The sequence below is a fragment of the Rhodococcus sp. UNC23MFCrub1.1 genome, from assembly GCF_000686025.1.
In the GTDB taxonomy this organism is placed as follows: Bacteria; Actinomycetota; Actinomycetes; order Mycobacteriales; family Mycobacteriaceae; genus Rhodococcoides.
Genome location: NZ_JMLQ01000003.1, coordinates 169,242 through 185,797, shown reverse-complemented (window position 1 = coordinate 185,797; position 16,556 = coordinate 169,242). Strand labels below are relative to the sequence as shown.

Here is a 16,556-nt window from a genome sequence, read left to right as displayed (position 1 = left end):
TCAGTCTCCCACCGGCGCGGACGTCCGCGCGATCAGCCGTTGGCGGGTGATCTCGTACAGCCCGACGGCGCCGGCGGACGGTGCTCCGAGGGAGCTCGCCGCGCCGCCTATCGGGATGGACACGACGACATCGCAGGCATCCCGCCACGCGGCACTCATGCCGCGGGTCTCGTTGCCCACCACCAGCACCGTTCCTCCTGTGAAGTCGTGCTCGTGCGCTGCCACCGTGCCGGTCTCGTCGGTGCCCACGATCGTCATGTCGGTGCCCTGCTGCCGCAGCCTGTCCACCATCGCGCGAACCTGCTCCGGACCTCCGACCTGTCCCACGGGGAGTGCGAACAGGGACCCGGTGGTCGCGCGGACGCACGCGGGATCGAACGGGTCCGCGGCATGCCCGCTGACCAGCAGCCCGGACGCTCCGAAGGCGTCCGAGGACCGGATCAGGGTGCCGAGATTGCCCGGCGACGTCGGCCGATCGAACGCGACCACCACCGGCGCGTCGCCCGACGGAGTCCAGTGGCCGGGATCGAGGAGCCGGGACCGTGCGAGGAGCAGGACCTCCGGTGGTTGATCGACGCGTTCGCCGAGCTCCGCCATCAACTCCGGCGCGACACCCACCGCGGACACGCCTGCGGCCCGGCAGCGGTCCACAGTCGACGTGGCCCAGGACGACAGGGGGTCGCCGGTTCGATAGAGCACGGACTCGAGAGGCCACTCGTGCTCGACGGCCAGCGTCACCGGCCGCACTCCCTGCACGAGGAAGACTCCCGCCTTGGTGCGCTTGCCGCGGGTGACGAGGTAGGACTGCCACTGCTGGAACCGCGCGTTCCTCGACAGGACGAGCGCATCGCTCATCGGTGTTCTCCCCTCGTGCGCAGTGCGGCGTCCAGCAGGTCCGATGCGCCCCCGCGCAGCCAGTGCACGCGGGGATCACGACCGAACCAGGACCGTTGGCGGCGAACATAGCGACGGGTACCGACGAAGGTCGCCTCGCGCGCGGCCGCCTCGTCGATCTCGCCGTCCAGCAGCTGCAGCACCTGCGCGTAGCCGATCGCCCTCGGGGCGGTGACTCCCTCGCGCAGTCCTCGACCCACGAGGGTCTCGACCTCGGCGACGAGCCCCTCGGCGAACATCGCGTCGGTGCGTGCCGCGATGCGCGCGTCCAGCTCGTCGGTGTCACGGTCGATGCCGAGGACGACGGTGTCCCAGCGCGGCTCGCCGATGGTGGGCGCCGACGCGGCGAACGGCTTCCCGGTGAGGCGTCCCACCTCGAGCGCGCGGACGATGCGTCGGCCGTCGGTCGGCAGGATCGATGCCGCGGCCGCCGGATCGGACTCGGCGAGTGCGCGATGCAGCGCCGCGACCCCCTCGGCGGCGAGCCTGGCCTCGAGTTCGGCACGCACCGCGGCATCCGTGGCCGGGAACTGCCATCGGTCCAGCAGAGCCTGGACGTACATCATCGATCCGCCGACGACGACGGGCACGACGGACTGCTCGAGCAGCTCCTCGATCTCCCGCACCGCGGCGTCCTGGTACGCCGCCACCGTTGCCGTCTCCGTGACGTCCAGGACGTCGAGTCGGTGGTGCGGGATGCCGCGACGCTCCGCCACCGGCGTCTTCGCGGTACCGATGTCCATGCCTCGGTACTGCTGCATCGCGTCGATGTTCACGATGTGCCCGCCGAGGCGCTCGGCGAGATCGAGCGCGAGGGCCGACTTGCCCGTGGCCGTGGGTCCGATCACCGCGACCGGTGTCGGTCGCGTCACAGCGACCACGAGGCGACGTGATACCCGACTCCGTAGGGGGCACCGCGAAAGAGACTGTGCGGCACCACTCGTGCGGGTCCGACCAGCGTGGCCGCCACCTGCCATGCCACCCGCCCGTCCACGCCGAGGGCATCACACAGAGCAGGGTCCAGGGACGCCAGCGCATCGACGTCGGCTCTGCCGAGCGCATCGTCGATCGCGTGCTGCACCGCCTCGGCCCGGTCGTCGAACGCGCCGGGCGCCTTGTCGGTCAGGGTCGTCGCCCCGTCACCGACGACGAGCAGCCCCACCGGGCCGGGCGCGGCGTCGACGCGGCCGCGCAGGTCGAGCGCCACTGCCGCCACGTCCTGGACACTCGCGTTCCGAGCGACGAGCTGTACGGGGACCGACCACTGCGGAACAGCCTGCCCGCGGAGCAGCCCGACGGTCAGCGCGGCCAACTCCATCGCGCGATCGACAGGCCCGCGATCCGGGGCGAGACCGACCACGACATCGGCCCCGAAACCGGCGTACGTACCCGCGGCATCGCCGTCGATCCAGGTCGTGGTCGCACCGACCCCGACCCCGATCCAGCCGTGACAGGACTGCCCCAGGTCGTCGCACACCTCGCGCACGGCTGCACGCAGATCGTCCAGTTCGCCTGTGGCGGAACCGGCGAGCTCCGCGAGCAGCAACGGAGGCGACGGGACGAAGGCGAGGGCGGACAGCACGGACGCCACGGTAGTCGACCGTCCGAGGGCGTCCCTTTTCCGCGCGTCCCTCGGGGTTTGCATGGTCGCCGACGCGCGGAGGGGGTTGAATGGGCCGAGAACGACCGAGCAGAGAACCACGTAGCGCCAGGCAGCCGTGACGCGCGGCAGAGACGGAGAGAACCATGACCGAGCACGAGACGACCGAGAACGCCCCCGGCGAGGCGCAGGCGAGCCCCACACCTCCCCGGCCGGGGCCCCGACCGGGTCCTCGACCCGGCGGCGCACCGCGCCCGGCGCCCACCCGGCCCAGTGCCCCGGCCGATCCGTCCGCACCGTCGTCGTCCACAGGCGACGGGGAGTCGCACCCGACGCCGCATCCGGCTGCACACCACGTGCCGACGACGCCCGCTGTCGTCCCGGTCGTCACCGATCCGTCCCGCTGGGGCCGGGTCGACGAGGACGGTTCCGCGTGGGTACGTACCACCGACGGAGAGCGGCAGGTCGGTTCCTGGCAGGCCGGTGACGCGGCCGAGGGCCTCGCACACTTCGGGCGCCGCTACGACGATCTCGCCACGGAGGTCGCACTCCTCGAAGCGCGACTCGCCTCCGGCGCCGGCGACGCCAAGAAGACGAAGACCGCCGCCGTCGCGCTCGCCGAGACCCTGCCCACCGCTGCTGTGATCGGCGACATCGACGCGCTGGCGACCCGCCTGCAGGCCGTGATCGAACACTCCGACGAGGTCGCCGCCGAGCATCGCAAGCGCAAGGATTCCGAGCGGACCGAATCGACGGCACGCAAGGAGGCGCTGGCCGTCGAGGCCGAGACCATCGGCAGCGAATCCACGCAGTGGAAGGCCGCGGGTGACCGTCTTCGCGTGATCCTCGAGGAGTGGAAGACCATCCGCGGCGTCGACCGCAAGGTCGACGACGCCCTGTGGAAGCGCTACTCCAAGGCACGGGAGGCGTTCAACCGCCGCCGCGGCGCGCACTTCGCCGATCTCGACCGCGAACGCGGTGCCGCCAAGGTGCGCAAGGAAGAACTGGTCGCCAAGGCCGAGGAACTGTCGTCGTCCACCGACTGGGTGGGCACCGCGCAGGTGTTCCGCGATCTCCTGACCGAGTGGAAGGCCGCCGGCCGGGCTCCCCGCGACGCCGACGACTCGCTGTGGCAGAAGTTCAAGGGCGCCCAGGACGTGTTCTTCGAGGCACGCAACGCGGCTCAGTCCGAGCAGAACGCGGAGTTCGAGCAGAACGCCGAGGCGAAGGAACGGCTGCTGGCCGAGTCCGGTCACATCGACCCGTCCAAGGACATCGAGGCGGCCCGCGCAGCACTGCGGACATTGCAGGACAAGTGGGACGCCATCGGCAAGGTCCCGCGCGAGAAGATGCACGATCTCGAGGGCAAGCTCCGCGCGATCGAGAAGCGCGTCCGCGACGCCGCCGACTCCGAGTGGCGACGCACCGACCCCGAGGCGATGGCGCGCGCGGCTCAGTTCCGCGAGCGGGTCGCGCAGTTCGAGGAGCAAGCCCAGAAGGCCGAGGCCGCGGGCAAGGCCAAGGACGCCGAGAAGGCCCGTGCGCAGGCACAGCAGTGGCGCGAGTGGGCCGACGCCGCCGACAGCGCCCTCGGCGGTCTGTGACTCCGGAGGATCAGTTGTCGCGGCGCCGGGACGTGTCCAGCACGTTCTCGCGCCGCGCCTCGTCCATCACGGCCGCGTCCCGCCGGGCGGCGGCAGCCGCCCACTGAGCGTTGGAGCGGTTCCACACCACCTTGAACCAGTGGAACGCCAGCACGACCACGAGCAACCAGCCGAGGACGAGGCCCAGCCCGGGGCCGGCCCCGGTGAGGCCGACGGGAACGGTCTGACGCGACCAGATGGCCAGGATGCCCAGCACCGTCGCCACCCCGGACCCGTAGAGCGCGACCCAGGCCAGCGCCCAGCGTTGAGTGACCAGGGCGAGGGCCGAGAAGCCGACCGCGAACACCAGGGTCAGCCACACGAAGATGCGTGACGGCAGTGCCACCGACTCCGCCACGGCGTCCTCGTCGTGCACCAGCACGTCCCACGCGTTGGCCGAACCTGTGTGCGGCAGTGCGAAGCTCAATAGCAGCAACAACACGACCACTGCCACGACGACGGCGCGGACCCCCGGGTCGATACGACCCGAGATCCGCTTCTCGGCGGCCGCCGGATCGGACCCGGTCGTCGGCTCGGTACTCACAGTGAACATCCCATCGTCGTGACCGGCTCGGGCGCCGGGGCGCCGACGGACGGCAACCCCAACCCGACACCGACCGGTGCGGTCCGGGGCATCGTGCCCCGCTCGTGTCGGTCGCCGGCCGTGGTGCGCCGGTGCGAGCGCACCGGGACGTCGGCGACCAGGTGGTACGGCTTCGCGTCGGTCACCGTGGTGACGACGACGTCGCCGGGCCGGACGGCGCGGTCGATGGCGCCCGTCGGGGTGAAGTGCACGAGTCGCCCGTCGCGGGTGCGCCCACTCATCCGCTCGGTGACGGCGTTCTTGCGTCCGGCCCCGTCGGCGACGAGCAACTCCACCTCGGTTCCGACGACGCGACGGTTCTCCTCGTGGGAGATCTCCTCCTGCAGAGCGGCGAGCCGTTCGTAGCGTTCCTGCACGACGGCCTTCGGCACCTGATCCGGCATGTCGGCGGCCGGCGTTCCCGGTCGCTTGGAGTACTGGAACGTGTAGGCGCTGCTGAAGCGAGCGCGACGGACGACGTCGAGGGTCTCCTGGAAGTCCTCCTCGGTCTCCCCGGGGAAGCCCACGATGATGTCCGTCGTCAGTGACGCGTGCGGGATGGCTTCGCGCACCCGGTCGATGATGCCGAGGAACTTCTCCTTGCGGTACGAGCGGCGCATGGCACGCAGCACGCGGTCCGATCCGGACTGCAGAGGCATGTGCAGCGTCGGGCACACGTTGGGCGTCGACGCCATCGCCTCGATGACGTCGTCGGTGAACTCGGCGGGATGCGGCGAGGTGAACCGGACGCGCTCGAGACCGTCGATCTCCCCGCACGCGCGCAGGAGCGATGCGAACGCACCCCGGTCACGCGGCTGCTCGGGATCCGCGAACGAGGCGCCGTACGCGTTGACGTTCTGTCCGAGCAGCGTCACCTCGAGCACGCCCTCGTCGACGAGGGCCTGCACCTCGGCGAGGATGTCGCCCGGCCTGCGGTCGACCTCCTTGCCGCGCAGTGCGGGCACGATGCAGAAGGTGCAGGTGTTGTTGCACCCCACCGAGATGGACACCCACCCGGAGTAGGCGGAGTCGCGCTTGGCCGGGAGAGTCGAGGGGAACGCGTCCAACGACTCGAGAATCTCGACCTCGGCGCGCTGGTTGTGGCGCGCCCGATCGAGCAGCGCCGGCAGGGATCCGATGTTGTGGGTGCCGAACACGACGTCCACCCACGGCGCCTTCGTGACCACGACGTCGCGGTCCTTCTGTGCGAGGCACCCACCGACGGCGATCTGCATGTCGGGGTTCTCGTCCTTGGCCGGCCGGAGTTGGCCGAGGTTGCCGTACAACTTGTTGTCGGCGTTCTCCCGTACCGCACACGTGTTGAAGACGACGAGATCGGGGGACGACCCGGAGTCGGCCTTCTCGTAACCGGCCTCCTCGAGAAGGCCGGACAGTCGTTCGGAATCGTGCACGTTCATCTGGCAGCCGTACGTGCGCACCTCGTAGGTGCGCGCAGTCCCGGACCGCGCAGGCAGGGTCTGGGTGTCGATCGTGTCCACCCCTCCAGGGTACGGCGGCGCTCGAACCCGACCCACCGAGCGGTCCGAGTAAAGTTTCCATTACATATCCGCGGTCCCCGCACCAAAACGAGCAGTGGCGGAGGAAACTACCTCTAGGGTCATCGCCATGACCCACCCTGACGGCGAGCGCGAACATCGCTCGTCCACAGCATCGTCTGCCCCCATGATCGCGATGCACGGCGTGCAGAAGCACTTCGGTGATCTGCACGTCCTCAAGGACATCGAACTCGACGTTCCCAGCGGCCAGGTCGTCATCGTCCTCGGCCCCTCCGGGTCGGGTAAATCGACGTTGTGCCGCACCATCAACCGGCTCGAGCCCGTCGACGAGGGCACCATCGAGGTCGACGGCAAGGCACTTCCCTCCGAAGGCAAGTCGCTCGCCGCTCTTCGCGCGGACGTCGGCATGGTCTTCCAGTCCTTCAATCTATTCGCGCACAAGACGATTCGTGAGAACGTCATGCTCGGGCCGACGAAGGTCCGCAAGATGAAGAAGGACGAGGCCGAGAAGACCGCGCAGCGTCTGCTCGAACGCGTCGGCATCGCCAACCAGGCCGACAAGTACCCGGCGCAGCTCTCCGGCGGCCAGCAGCAACGTGTCGCCATCGCGCGTGCACTCGCCATGAACCCCAAGGTGATGCTCTTCGACGAGCCGACCTCGGCGCTCGATCCCGAGATGGTCAACGAGGTGCTCGACGTCATGACGTCGCTGGCCAAGGAGGGCATGACCATGGTGGTCGTGACCCACGAGATGGGCTTCGCCCGACGCGCCGGCGACCGTGTCATCTTCATGGCCGACGGCCAGATCGTCGAGGACACCGATCCCGAGACCTTCTTCACCACACCGAAGTCCGATCGCGCCAAGGATTTCCTCGGCAAGATCCTGAGTCACTGATCTCCCACCCGCTCGTCCCAACTTCTGGAGGATCTCGATGAGAATCACCCGTACCGCCCGTGTCGGCGTCGCCGCACTCGCGCTCGCCTTCGCCGCCACCGCGTGTGGTGGCGACGAGGCCACCAGCGCGTCGTCCAGCGCCGAGAGCGGCAAGCTGACCGTCGGCATCAAGTTCGACCAGCCGGGCCTGGGCCTGCGCACCCCCGACGGCTCGTTCAGCGGCTTCGACGTCGAGGTCGCGAAGTACGTCGCCGGCAAGCTCGGTGTCACGCCGGAGAACATCACGTTCAAGGAGTCGCCGTCGGCGCAGCGCGAGACGCTGATCGAGAACGGTGAGGTCGACTACATCGTCGCCACCTACTCGATCACCGACGCCCGCAAGGAGAAGGTCGACTTCGCCGGACCGTACTTCGTCGCCGGACAGTCGCTTCTCGTCGCCGACGGCAACACCGACATCACGGGCCCCGAGTCGCTCAGCGGTGGCAAGCGCCTCTGCTCCGTCTCCGGCTCCACCCCCGCGCAGAAGGTCAAGGACCAGTACGCGCAGGACGTGCAGCTGCAGGAGTTCGACACCTACTCCGCCTGTGTCGAGGCACTGCGCAACGGCGCCGTCGACGCGGTCACGACCGACGACATCATCCTGGCCGGCTACGCGGCTCAGTACCCGGGTGAGCTCAAGGTGGTCGGCGAGCCGTTCACCGAGGAGCGCTACGGCATCGGCCTGGCCAAGGGCGACGACGAGACCCGCACCAAGATCAACGACGCGATCGACGCCATGATCGAGGACGGGTCGTGGCAGAAGGCATTCGAGGACACCGTCGGACCGTCCGGGTACCCGCTGCCCGCACAGCCGACCGTCGATCGCTACTGATCACCACTCTTCGCGAGACCCGAACGGGCGGTTCACACCGGTGAACCGCCCGTTCGACTCGTCACCGCTCTCGGAAGGAGTCGCCGGTGGACATACTGAGTGACTACGCGCCCGAACTCCTCGACGCGTTCTGGATGACGATCAAGCTGACGGTGCTCTCCGCCATCGGCGCTCTCGTCCTCGGCACCCTGCTCGCGGCGATGCGGGTCTCCCCCGTTCCCGTCGCGCGGTGGATCGGTGCCACCTACGTCACCATCTTCCGCAACACCCCGCTCACGCTGATCCTGCTGTTCTGCGCCTTCGGCCTCTACCAGACCCTGGGCGTCACGCTCGCCGATCAGGCGTCCCCGACCGGCCAGGCGGACAACAACTTCCGGCTCGCCGTTCTCGGTCTCAGCATCTACACGGCCTCGTTCGTGTGCGAGTCGCTGCGGTCCGGAATCAACACCGTGAACGTCGGTCAGGCGGAGGCCGGGCGTTCGCTCGGTCTGACGTTCTCGCAGAACCTGCGCTTCATCGTGCTCCCCCAGGCGTTCCGTGCGGTCATCGGCCCGCTGGGCAGCGTGCTCATCGCCCTGACGAAGAACACGACCGTCGCCGCGGCGATCGGCGTCCTCGAAGCGGCCATCCTGATGAAGGAAATGATCGAGAACGAGGCGGCGATCTTCGTCGTCGGCGGTATCTTCGCGCTCGGCTTCGTCATCCTGACCTTCCCCACCGGCCTCTTCTTCGGCTACCTCGGCAAGCGATTGGCGGTTGCCCGATGACCACAGCGAACGCACCTCTGAGCACCGAGGCACCGCCCAAGAAGGTCGCCTCCGCCGAACGCGCCACCGTTCTCTACGACGCTCCGGGGCCCCGCGCCAAGGTGCGCAATCACATCATCTCGGCCGTCGTGCTCGTCCTGGTACTGCTGGCGGCGTACGTGATCTACGCGAAGCTGGACGAGAAAGGCCAGTTGACGTCGGAGAAGTGGAGTCCCTTCACCGAGTCCTCGACCTGGACGACGTACCTGGTTCCCGGCATCCAGGGCACCCTGGTCGCCGCGGGGCTGTCGATCGTGCTGGCGCTGATCCTGGGCGCGGTCCTGGGCATCGCGCGCCTGTCGGACCACCGCCCGGTGCGGCTGGTCGCCGGATTCTTCGTCGAACTGTTCCGCGCCATCCCGGTGCTGATCCTGATGATCTTCCTGTACCAGTTCTTCGCCGAGTACCAGGTGTTCAAGTCCCGCTACCTGGCCCTGGCCGCGGTGGTGACGGGCCTGACGCTCTACAACGGCTCGGTCATCGCCGAGATCGTGCGGTCGGGCATCCAGTCCCTGCCGAAGGGTCAGACCGAGGCGGCCATGGCCATCGGCCTGCGCAAGGGCCAGATCATGCGCATGATCCTGCTTCCCCAGGCCGTGACCGCGATGTTGCCGGCCATCATCTCGCAGATGGTGGTGGCGCTGAAGGACTCCGCGTTGGGCTACATCATCGGCTATGTCGAGGTGGTCCGGTCGGGCCAGCAGGTCGGTGCCTTCTACGGCAACTTCCTGCCGGCGCTGATCATCGTGGCCATCATCATGATCATCCTGAACTCGCTGCTGACGTACCTCGCCACGAAGGTGGAGAAGCGACTGCGACGAGCGAAGAAGAGTCCGGTTCCTGTCGATCAGGGTGCCGCCATGGGTGGCGCGACAGTCTGACGTTCTAGTACTCGAGGCCTTCGGAATCGTTTCCGAGGGCCTCGAGTTCTGTCCGAACCACGTCGAAGGCCATGCCCTGGGCGAACCCGCGACGCGCGAGCATCGACACGAGCTTGCGCACCACCTTGTCGCGTTGCGCACGCCGCTCCCGCGGATCCTCGATCTCCTCGTTCAGAGCGGACAGCAGAGCCGGGGCTCGGAGCTTCTTGACGACCAGTTCGCGCGCACGCTCCCGCTCGTCCTCGGGCTCGATCATGTCGAGTGCCTCGGTGGCCAGCACCGGATCGATGCCCTTGGTGCGTAGTTCTCTGCGCAGCGCCTGCTTGCCTCGGCCCGAGTACGTGTGTCGCGAGCGGACCCATTGATGCGCGAAGTCGCGATCGTCGACCAGCTTGATCTCGGTCAGCCTGTCGAGCACGGACGTGATGATCTCGTCCGTGAATCCTTTGGCGGCCAACCGCTGTTCGAGCTCGGCGCGGCTCCGGGCGCGATCGGTGAGCAACCGCAACGCGGCATCCTTGGCCTGCACCGCCGTGCCCCCGCCCGGGGGCGGCGTCTCGCCCGATCGGCGGCCGGAACGGGACCGGGCGCCCGACGTACGTCGGGCGCCCGGTGCACGCGAGTCCGGAAACTCGTCGTCGTTCACAGTCGAGAGACCTGCTGTCAGAAGTCGACCGGAGCAGCGACGGCCTCGTCGGGCGTACGCACGTCTGCACCGATGCCGAGCTTCTCCTTGATCTTCTTCTCGATCTCGTCACGGATGTCGGTGTTCTCGAGCAGGAACTTGCGTGCGTTCTCCTTGCCCTGGCCCAGCTGATCACCCTCGTAGGTGAACCAGGAGCCGGACTTGCGCACGAAGCCGTGCTCGACACCCATGTCGATGAGCGAGCCTTCCTTGCTGATGCCCTTGCCGTACAGGATGTCGAACTCGGCCTGCTTGAACGGCGGCGACACCTTGTTCTTGACCACCTTGACGCGGGTGCGGTTACCGACTGCGTCGGTTCCGTCCTTGAGCGTCTCGATACGACGGATGTCCAGGCGCACCGATGCGTAGAACTTCAGCGCCTTACCGCCCGTCGTGGTCTCGGGCGAGCCGAACATGACGCCGATCTTCTCGCGCAGCTGGTTGATGAAGATGACCGTGGTGCCGGACGAACTGATGGCGCCGGTGATCTTGCGCAGGGCCTGGCTCATCAGGCGGGCCTGCAGACCGACGTGACTGTCACCCATCTCGCCCTCGATCTCGGCACGGGGAACCAGGGCTGCCACGGAGTCCACGACCAGGATGTCGATGGCACCGGACCGGATCAGCATGTCCGCGATCTCGAGCGCCTGCTCACCGGTGTCCGGCTGGGAGACCAGCAGCGCGTCGGTGTCGACACCGAGCTTGGCGGCGTAGTCCGGATCGAGGGCGTGCTCCGCGTCGATGAACGCGGCGATGCCGCCGGCGGCCTGTGCGTTGGCGACCGCGTGGAGCGCGACCGTCGTCTTACCCGAGGACTCCGGGCCGTAGACCTCGACGATGCGGCCGCGCGGGAGTCCGCCGATGCCGAGCGCGACGTCCAACGCGATCGAACCCGTGGGGATGACGGCGATGGGCACACGGGCCTCGTCGCCGAGACGCATGACCGACCCCTTGCCGAAGTTCTTGTCGATCTGCGCGAGCGCGAGATCGAGCGCCTTGTCCCGATCGTATGCAGCTGCAGCCATCATGGTCTCCTTCTCGAAGTTCTTGTCCCCGAAGCGTCTGTACCCCGTCGATCTGTCGCCAAGGTAGAGGGGGGTACCGACAAGAACCGCTGCCGTGCGATTCCCGTCGACTCTGCACACGACTATAAGCGAACAGGTGTTCGATACCCAGCGACACGCCGGAGGTTCACCACCGCGATCGGGGAACGTCGAACTCGACGCACAGTGCGCGCCACACGTCCTTCGGATCCTCGCCGTCCTCGATGGCCTGCGCGGCGGTGCGGTTCCCGAGGCTCAGCAGCAGGTGGTCGACCAGCATCGAGTCCCCGGTCACGGTTCCGAACTGTTCGGCGACACGGTCGTGGAAGTCGGTCAGGCGCACCATGTCACCGTAACCCGGGACGTCCGCGCTCCCCCTCAGCGCGGGCGGGAGTCGACGATCACGCTGCGGCACACCGCGACGGGATCCTCGACCGCGGCGGCGGTCGCCGCGGCACGACCTGCCGCGGCGGCGTACGTCGAGTCGCTCAGCACCCGGTCGATCGCCTCCGCCACGGCGTCGGCGGACACCGGACGCACGATCGTGGCGCTTCCTTGCCGGGCCGCGCGGTTGGCCAGTTCCCACTGATCTCCCCCGCCGGGGATCACGACCACCGGGACGCCGACGGACAGCGACTTCGCCAACATCCCGTGGCCGCCGCCGCACACCACGACCGACGCCAGCGGCAGCAGCGCGTCCTGGCGCCCCAGTCCGCCCACCGCCCAGGACGGTAGACCGGCCGGAACGTCGTCCACCGTGGTGATCACCAGTCGACGACTCCGGCCGCGCGCACGTGAGGCCGCCGCCGCCTCGACAGTGGCCTCGACCATGGACACGGCGCCGGTCGCGGCCGTCGACGGTGCCAGCAGGATCAGCGGTTCGGTCCCCGGCGGCGGGTCGAGGAGAGCGGTCGTCGGCTCCCACAACAACGGACCGACGACCCGCGCCTCGGCCGGCCAGTCCGACCGCGGCACCTCGAGCGCGGGGATGGTCGCGACGAGGCGCCGCGCGGGGCCGGGGTCCGACGCGGGCAGACCGACGCCCTCGCGCGCCCGAGCGCGCTGCGCCAGCCCCGCTCGGACGGAGCGGTCCGTCAGAGCTCGCATCACGGTGTCCCGCAACCGACCTCGCAGTCCCGTGCCCGGTGCGAGACCACTCCCGATCGGGGGCAACGACACGGAGGGCCGGTAGAGCGGGTGCGGAGACAGTTCCACCCAGGGAACTCCCAGCCGCTCGGCGGCGAGACCGCCGCCGGCCGTGAGAATGTCCGAGACCACCAGATCGGGAGCCGCCTCGGAGAGCACCGGCAGCAGCATCGAGGACATGTGGGCCGCTCGCTCGTGGATTCTGCGGCCGGCGTCCGCGTCGTCGTCCTCGGGTCGCGGTTCCAGTCCCGGCAGCAGGCGAGTGTCCACCCCGTCCGCTCGCGCGGCGTCGAGCCACCGATCGCCGGTGTAGACCACGGCCGTCTCTCCTGCGGCCGTCAGCGCCTTCGCGAGCGCGACGGCAGGGAAGGCGTGCCCCGCATCGGGGCCGGCGACCACCGCGACGAGCATGGGCGAAGCCTAGGTCAGCGCGGCACCGGGGACGTCAGAAGGGTGACTTCGCCGAGTCGCGATCGCCGCTCATCGCGCGGAAGAGGAAGTAGAGACCGGTTCCCACCACGGCCAGCGCCACCAGGGGGAACAGCGCCTTCAGCAGGGCGCCGAGAACGACGATGCCGATCCACACCAGAACGATCGCACCGAGAATCTTCCAGAACATGTCGAACTCCTTCTCGTCGGGGACTCTCGTCGCCGGCCGCGGTGGAGTTCACCGGCGATCCGTCGACGAGTTCGACACTGCCAGAACCGAACTGGCACAACACCGAATCGTCCCGGAGTTCAGGGTGAAGATCGGGGTCGACCCCGAGGACGGTACGTCGATCTCAGGGTCGCGGTCGGGGTGAGACCGTCGCCGAGGTCAGGGCTTCTGCAGGTGCTCGAGGCCGAATGCCCAACCCTCGAGGCGATCGGACGCGAACTGGAGGGCGTCCCGTCGCGCGTCGAGTGCGGTGAGCGAACCGGAGGAGCCCGGCGCGGTGAGCAACGCAGCCGCGGCGACGAGCCCGTCGAACTGGTGCACACCGTCCGTCAACCGGGCCGCGGTGGACCCGATGGACCCGGACAGATGGACTGCTGCAGCCGGACTTCCCAGCGCTGCTCTCTCCATCGCGACGATGTCGTGCGCGACCTCGGTGAGGGCTGCCGACGCGGCCGCGGCGATCCGGGTCGTGTCGTGCACGTCGTCCGCGGCGACCGCCCCGGATCGAGCGAGGATGCCCGTCAGCTCGTGCAGACTGCGTTCGGCGGCCGCGAGACGTTCGATGGGCTCGCGAGCGGCGGAGCCCACCGGAGGCAGAGCACGGCGGACCGGCGTTGCTGCCGGCAGTGGCTGGGCCCGCAGCCGTCGGTAGGCCGCCGCCGCGGCCACGGCGGGCACCGCGAACAACACCGTGGTGCCCGATCCCCCGACGACGATCCAGTCGGGTGCGGACGTGGCCGCCACCGTGACGGTGGCGACGCCCATCGACCCGGACGCCGCACCGAAGAGCGTGGCCCGCCGGCGAGTCCGACGGATCCGCCGTTCGGCCTTCTTCCGCGGGTCGTTCCACGACTTGGCGGCGTCGAGGAACGGCCGCGTGACGTCCACGACGCCACGAGCCCGGGCGCGCACCAGGTCGGCCGCGCGCCCCACTTCGGCCGGAGCAGCGGGCCGCTCGTGCCACAACGGCCGTCGGTGCGGGTCGCCGTGTCCGGACATCAACGCTCCGTGAGGGTCTCGTGCAGGCAGATCAGTTGGCCTGAGGAGGCTCGGGGGTCGCCTGCGGGGACGACAGGTTCTTCTGCGTGGACACGCCGTCCGCGGAGGGGCCGGCGGTGAGCGAGTCGCCCGCCATGGAGGCACGGATCTGCTCGAGGCGGCTGTGTCCGGCCATCTGGACGCTCGCCTGCTGGACCTCCATCATGCGGCCCTGCACGGAGTTCTGAGCGAGCTCGGCGGAGCCGAGCGCGTTGGCGTAACGGCGCTCGATCTTGTCCCGGACGGCGTCGAGGCTGGGCGTGTTGCCCGGTGCGGACAGCGTGGAGTCCATCGAGCGGAGCGACTCGCTGACGCGCTCCTGCATCTTGGCCTGCTCGAGCTGGCTGAGCAGCTTGGTGCGCTCGGCGACCTTGGCCTGCAGCGTCATGGCGTTCTGCTCCACGGCCTTCTTGGCCTGGGTGGCGGCCTGGAGCGCCTGGTCGTGCAGAACCTTGAGGTCCTCGACGCTCTGCTCGGCGGTGACCAGCTGGGCCGCGAACGCCTCGGCGGCATTGGTGTACTGGGTGGCCTTCTCGACGTCGGCAGCCGCATTGGCCTGGTCGGCGAGGGTGACGGCCTGGCGCGCATTGGCGTTCAGCTTCTCCACCTCGTCGAGCTGGCGGCTGAGCTTCATCTCGAGCTGGCGCTGATTACCGATGACCGACGCGGCCTGCTGCGAGAGCGCCTGGTGCTGACGCTGGGCGTCCTCGATGGCCTGCTGGATCTGGACCTGCGGATCCGCCTTCTCGTCGATCTTGGAGTTGAACAGAGCCATCAGATACTTCCAGCCCTTGACGAAAGGATTGGCCATCGGTTCTTCCTGCCTCCATGTGATCCGCCGCGTACGCGACCCGGCTGGCGACCGTCACCGCCGGTGATGCTGCGCGTGTCCGGGACACGCGGTCTGTCTGTGATCGGTACCCGCCATGATCCCATGTCGAACCACGAATGGTCGGAAACGGGACGCGAAGATCAGGCAGCGGCGAGTGCTCGCGCGGTCGGGGCCGGGATGACCACGCGCGTCTCGTCCGAGATGTGGGCCGCACCGCGCTCGGCGGGAACACCCGTCGACGCCGCCGCACTCGCCATCGTGTCCGTGAGCGATTCGCTCACGTCGAACAGAACGTCCGACAGTGGGACGTCGAGGGCATCGCAGATGGCGTTGAGCAGTTCGCTCGACGCCTCCTTGCGGCCACGCTCGACCTCCGAGAGATACCCGAGGCTGACGCGCGCCGTGTTGGAGACCTCGCGCAACGTGCGGCTCTGAGCGACCCGTGTGCGGCGAAGACTGTCGCCCAATGCCTCACGCAAGAGCAGCGCCATGTGGCCCCTCCTTCATCGTGTTCGAACTACGTCGTGGTCGACCGCGGGAACGCCTGTCGGTGCACCGTCGCTCGACCCTCGTCCACCTACAACGCCGGAACGGTCCGATCGGTTCCCGCGACGCGTGTGGACACCCGTCGGAACGGGTGAGAGAACCCTAACCCCCGCCCGCGATCCGCACGCGGCGGAGCACCGGACGGCTCATCGCCCGTCGTGTGGTGTCCGGACCCGCGGCCGCACTGCCTGCACCACGTAGTCGAGGCCTGTGATCACGGTCAGCGCCACGGCCACGATCATCAGCACCATCGCTGCCGGGATCACAGCGTCGGGAAGCGGCAGAACGTAGACCCCGATGGCCACGCTCTGGACGAGGGTCTTGAGCTTGCCGCCGCGTCCCGCGGGGATGACACCGTGCCGCAGGACGGCGAACCGCAGGAGCGTGATGCCGATCTCGCGGGCACCGATGACGAGGGTGATCCACCAGGGCAGGTCCCCCAGCATGGACAGTCCGACCAGGGCCGCCCCGATCAGTGCCTTGTCGGCGATGGGGTCCGCCATCTTGCCGAACTCCGTCACGAGCCCGTGCTTGCGCGCCAGTTGGCCGTCGATGCGATCGGTGATCGCCGCGACGACGAAGATCCCGAAGGCCGCGAGCCGCCACCCGGTCTCCTGGCCACCGTCCGCGAACAGAGCCCACAGGAACACCGGGACCAGCGCGATCCGCAGGACGGTCAGGACGTTGGCGATGTTGAGCAGTGGAGCCGGAGTGAGCGGGCCCGAGCCGACGACGGCGTCCGGCGTCGGCGCGGACGCGTCACCGGGGCCACGACCGACGTCGTACTGAGCGCTCACGTCGCCGAGCCCGCTCTCGGGACGTGACGTGAGTTACCGGCGCGGGACACACGGTCACAATATCGGTACGCCCGATGACTACTGTTCACCCCATGACTTCCGACCTCGATCCGGAGACGGA

Annotated in this window: 19 protein-coding genes; 5 read left to right on the top strand and 14 right to left on the bottom strand. The window is 68.9% G+C overall.

The annotated features are described in order from the left end of the window. From BR07_RS23895 to BR07_RS0108805, 3 genes are read right to left on the bottom strand one after another with little or no spacing between them, the layout of a single operon-like run. Positions 1 to 855, bottom strand: a complete 855-nt coding sequence (locus tag BR07_RS23895; protein WP_037185334.1) for a TrmH family RNA methyltransferase — start codon at positions 853 to 855, stop codon at positions 1 to 3. Then, positions 852 to 1,766 (bottom strand): tRNA (adenosine(37)-N6)-dimethylallyltransferase MiaA, encoded by a 915-nt coding sequence (gene miaA, locus BR07_RS0108810; protein ID WP_197027758.1) that lies wholly within the window; start codon positions 1,764 to 1,766, stop codon positions 852 to 854. Before miaA ends, BR07_RS23895 begins: the two co-directional genes overlap by 4 nt. Beyond that, positions 1,763 to 2,485, bottom strand: coding sequence for a hypothetical protein (locus BR07_RS0108805; protein ID WP_081821177.1), 723 nt, complete (start codon positions 2,483 to 2,485; stop codon positions 1,763 to 1,765). Before BR07_RS0108805 ends, miaA begins: the two co-directional genes overlap by 4 nt. A gap of 155 nt (positions 2,486 to 2,640) precedes the next feature. Here BR07_RS0108805 and BR07_RS23890 point away from each other — a divergent pair, with 155 nt between their 5' ends. Then, complete coding sequence (locus BR07_RS23890; RefSeq protein ID WP_051613197.1) at positions 2,641 to 4,098, top strand: DUF349 domain-containing protein; 1,458 nt, start codon at positions 2,641 to 2,643, stop codon at positions 4,096 to 4,098. Positions 4,099 to 4,108: 10 nt separating this feature from the next. On the opposite strand, the gene BR07_RS23885 is transcribed toward BR07_RS23890, so the two are convergent. Next, the gene (locus BR07_RS23885; protein WP_037185326.1) at positions 4,109 to 4,690 is read right to left on the bottom strand and encodes an Rv2732c family membrane protein; all 582 of its coding nucleotides are present in this window, start codon (positions 4,688 to 4,690) and stop codon (positions 4,109 to 4,111) included. Next, entirely contained in the window at positions 4,678 to 6,219 is a 1,542-nt protein-coding gene (miaB, locus tag BR07_RS0108785; protein ID WP_027505131.1) for a tRNA (N6-isopentenyl adenosine(37)-C2)-methylthiotransferase MiaB, read from the bottom strand. The genes BR07_RS23885 and miaB overlap by 13 nt, the downstream gene beginning before the upstream one ends. Positions 6,220 to 6,403: 184 nt before the next feature. On the opposite strand from miaB, the gene gluA reads away from it, so the two are divergent. The 4 genes from gluA (at position 6,404) to BR07_RS23880 (ending at position 9,690) form a co-directional block, all read left to right on the top strand. After that, positions 6,404 to 7,132, top strand: a complete 729-nt coding sequence (gene gluA / locus BR07_RS0108780) for a glutamate ABC transporter ATP-binding protein GluA (RefSeq protein WP_027505130.1) — start codon at positions 6,404 to 6,406, stop codon at positions 7,130 to 7,132. A gap of 37 nt (positions 7,133 to 7,169) precedes the next feature. Then, positions 7,170 to 8,003 (top strand): glutamate ABC transporter substrate-binding protein, encoded by an 834-nt coding sequence (locus BR07_RS0108775; RefSeq protein WP_027505129.1) that lies wholly within the window; start codon positions 7,170 to 7,172, stop codon positions 8,001 to 8,003. An 86-nt stretch (positions 8,004 to 8,089) separates the two neighbouring features. Then, positions 8,090 to 8,770 carry an amino acid ABC transporter permease gene (locus BR07_RS0108770; protein ID WP_027505128.1) on the top strand — a complete coding sequence of 227 codons (681 nt, stop codon included), beginning with the start codon at positions 8,090 to 8,092 and terminating at the stop codon, positions 8,768 to 8,770. Further along, entirely contained in the window at positions 8,767 to 9,690 is a 924-nt protein-coding gene (locus BR07_RS23880; protein WP_081821176.1) for an amino acid ABC transporter permease, read from the top strand. Before BR07_RS0108770 ends, BR07_RS23880 begins: the two co-directional genes overlap by 4 nt. Before the next feature lie 4 nt (positions 9,691 to 9,694). Here BR07_RS23880 and BR07_RS0108760 read toward each other — a convergent pair whose 3' ends face one another. The 9 genes from BR07_RS0108760 to pgsA all read right to left on the bottom strand — a co-directional run bounded on the left by BR07_RS0108760 (position 9,695) and on the right by pgsA (position 16,339). Further along, complete coding sequence (locus tag BR07_RS0108760) at positions 9,695 to 10,336, bottom strand: regulatory protein RecX (protein ID WP_081821175.1); 642 nt, start codon at positions 10,334 to 10,336, stop codon at positions 9,695 to 9,697. Positions 10,337 to 10,353: 17 nt separating this feature from the next. Beyond that, on the bottom strand, positions 10,354 to 11,400 hold the full coding sequence (recA, locus tag BR07_RS0108755) for a recombinase RecA (RefSeq protein ID WP_027505126.1): 1,047 nt from the start codon (positions 11,398 to 11,400) through the stop codon (positions 10,354 to 10,356). A 166-nt stretch (positions 11,401 to 11,566) separates the two neighbouring features. Next, positions 11,567 to 11,761 (bottom strand): DUF3046 domain-containing protein, encoded by a 195-nt coding sequence (locus BR07_RS0108750; RefSeq protein ID WP_027505125.1) that lies wholly within the window; start codon positions 11,759 to 11,761, stop codon positions 11,567 to 11,569. 35 nt (positions 11,762 to 11,796) lie between these two features. Continuing rightward, positions 11,797 to 12,975, bottom strand: coding sequence for a glycosyltransferase (locus tag BR07_RS0108745; protein ID WP_027505124.1), 1,179 nt, complete (start codon positions 12,973 to 12,975; stop codon positions 11,797 to 11,799). Between the two features lie 34 nt (positions 12,976 to 13,009). Continuing rightward, positions 13,010 to 13,183, bottom strand: a complete 174-nt coding sequence (locus BR07_RS27335) for a hypothetical protein (protein ID WP_027505123.1) — start codon at positions 13,181 to 13,183, stop codon at positions 13,010 to 13,012. A 198-nt stretch (positions 13,184 to 13,381) separates the two neighbouring features. Next, positions 13,382 to 14,221: a phage shock envelope stress response protein PspM gene (gene pspM, locus BR07_RS0108730; protein ID WP_231476266.1), complete on the bottom strand. Its 840-nt coding sequence runs from the start codon at positions 14,219 to 14,221 to the stop codon at positions 13,382 to 13,384. 31 nt (positions 14,222 to 14,252) lie between these two features. Then, on the bottom strand, positions 14,253 to 15,071 hold the full coding sequence (gene pspA, locus BR07_RS0108725) for a phage shock protein PspA (RefSeq protein ID WP_027505120.1): 819 nt from the start codon (positions 15,069 to 15,071) through the stop codon (positions 14,253 to 14,255). A gap of 161 nt (positions 15,072 to 15,232) precedes the next feature. After that, positions 15,233 to 15,583 carry a helix-turn-helix domain-containing protein gene (locus BR07_RS0108720; RefSeq protein ID WP_027505119.1) on the bottom strand — a complete coding sequence of 117 codons (351 nt, stop codon included), beginning with the start codon at positions 15,581 to 15,583 and terminating at the stop codon, positions 15,233 to 15,235. 201 nt (positions 15,584 to 15,784) lie between these two features. Next, positions 15,785 to 16,339 (bottom strand): CDP-diacylglycerol--glycerol-3-phosphate 3-phosphatidyltransferase, encoded by a 555-nt coding sequence (gene pgsA / locus BR07_RS0108710; RefSeq protein ID WP_027505118.1) that lies wholly within the window; start codon positions 16,337 to 16,339, stop codon positions 15,785 to 15,787. Positions 16,340 to 16,556: the final 217 nt, after the last annotated feature.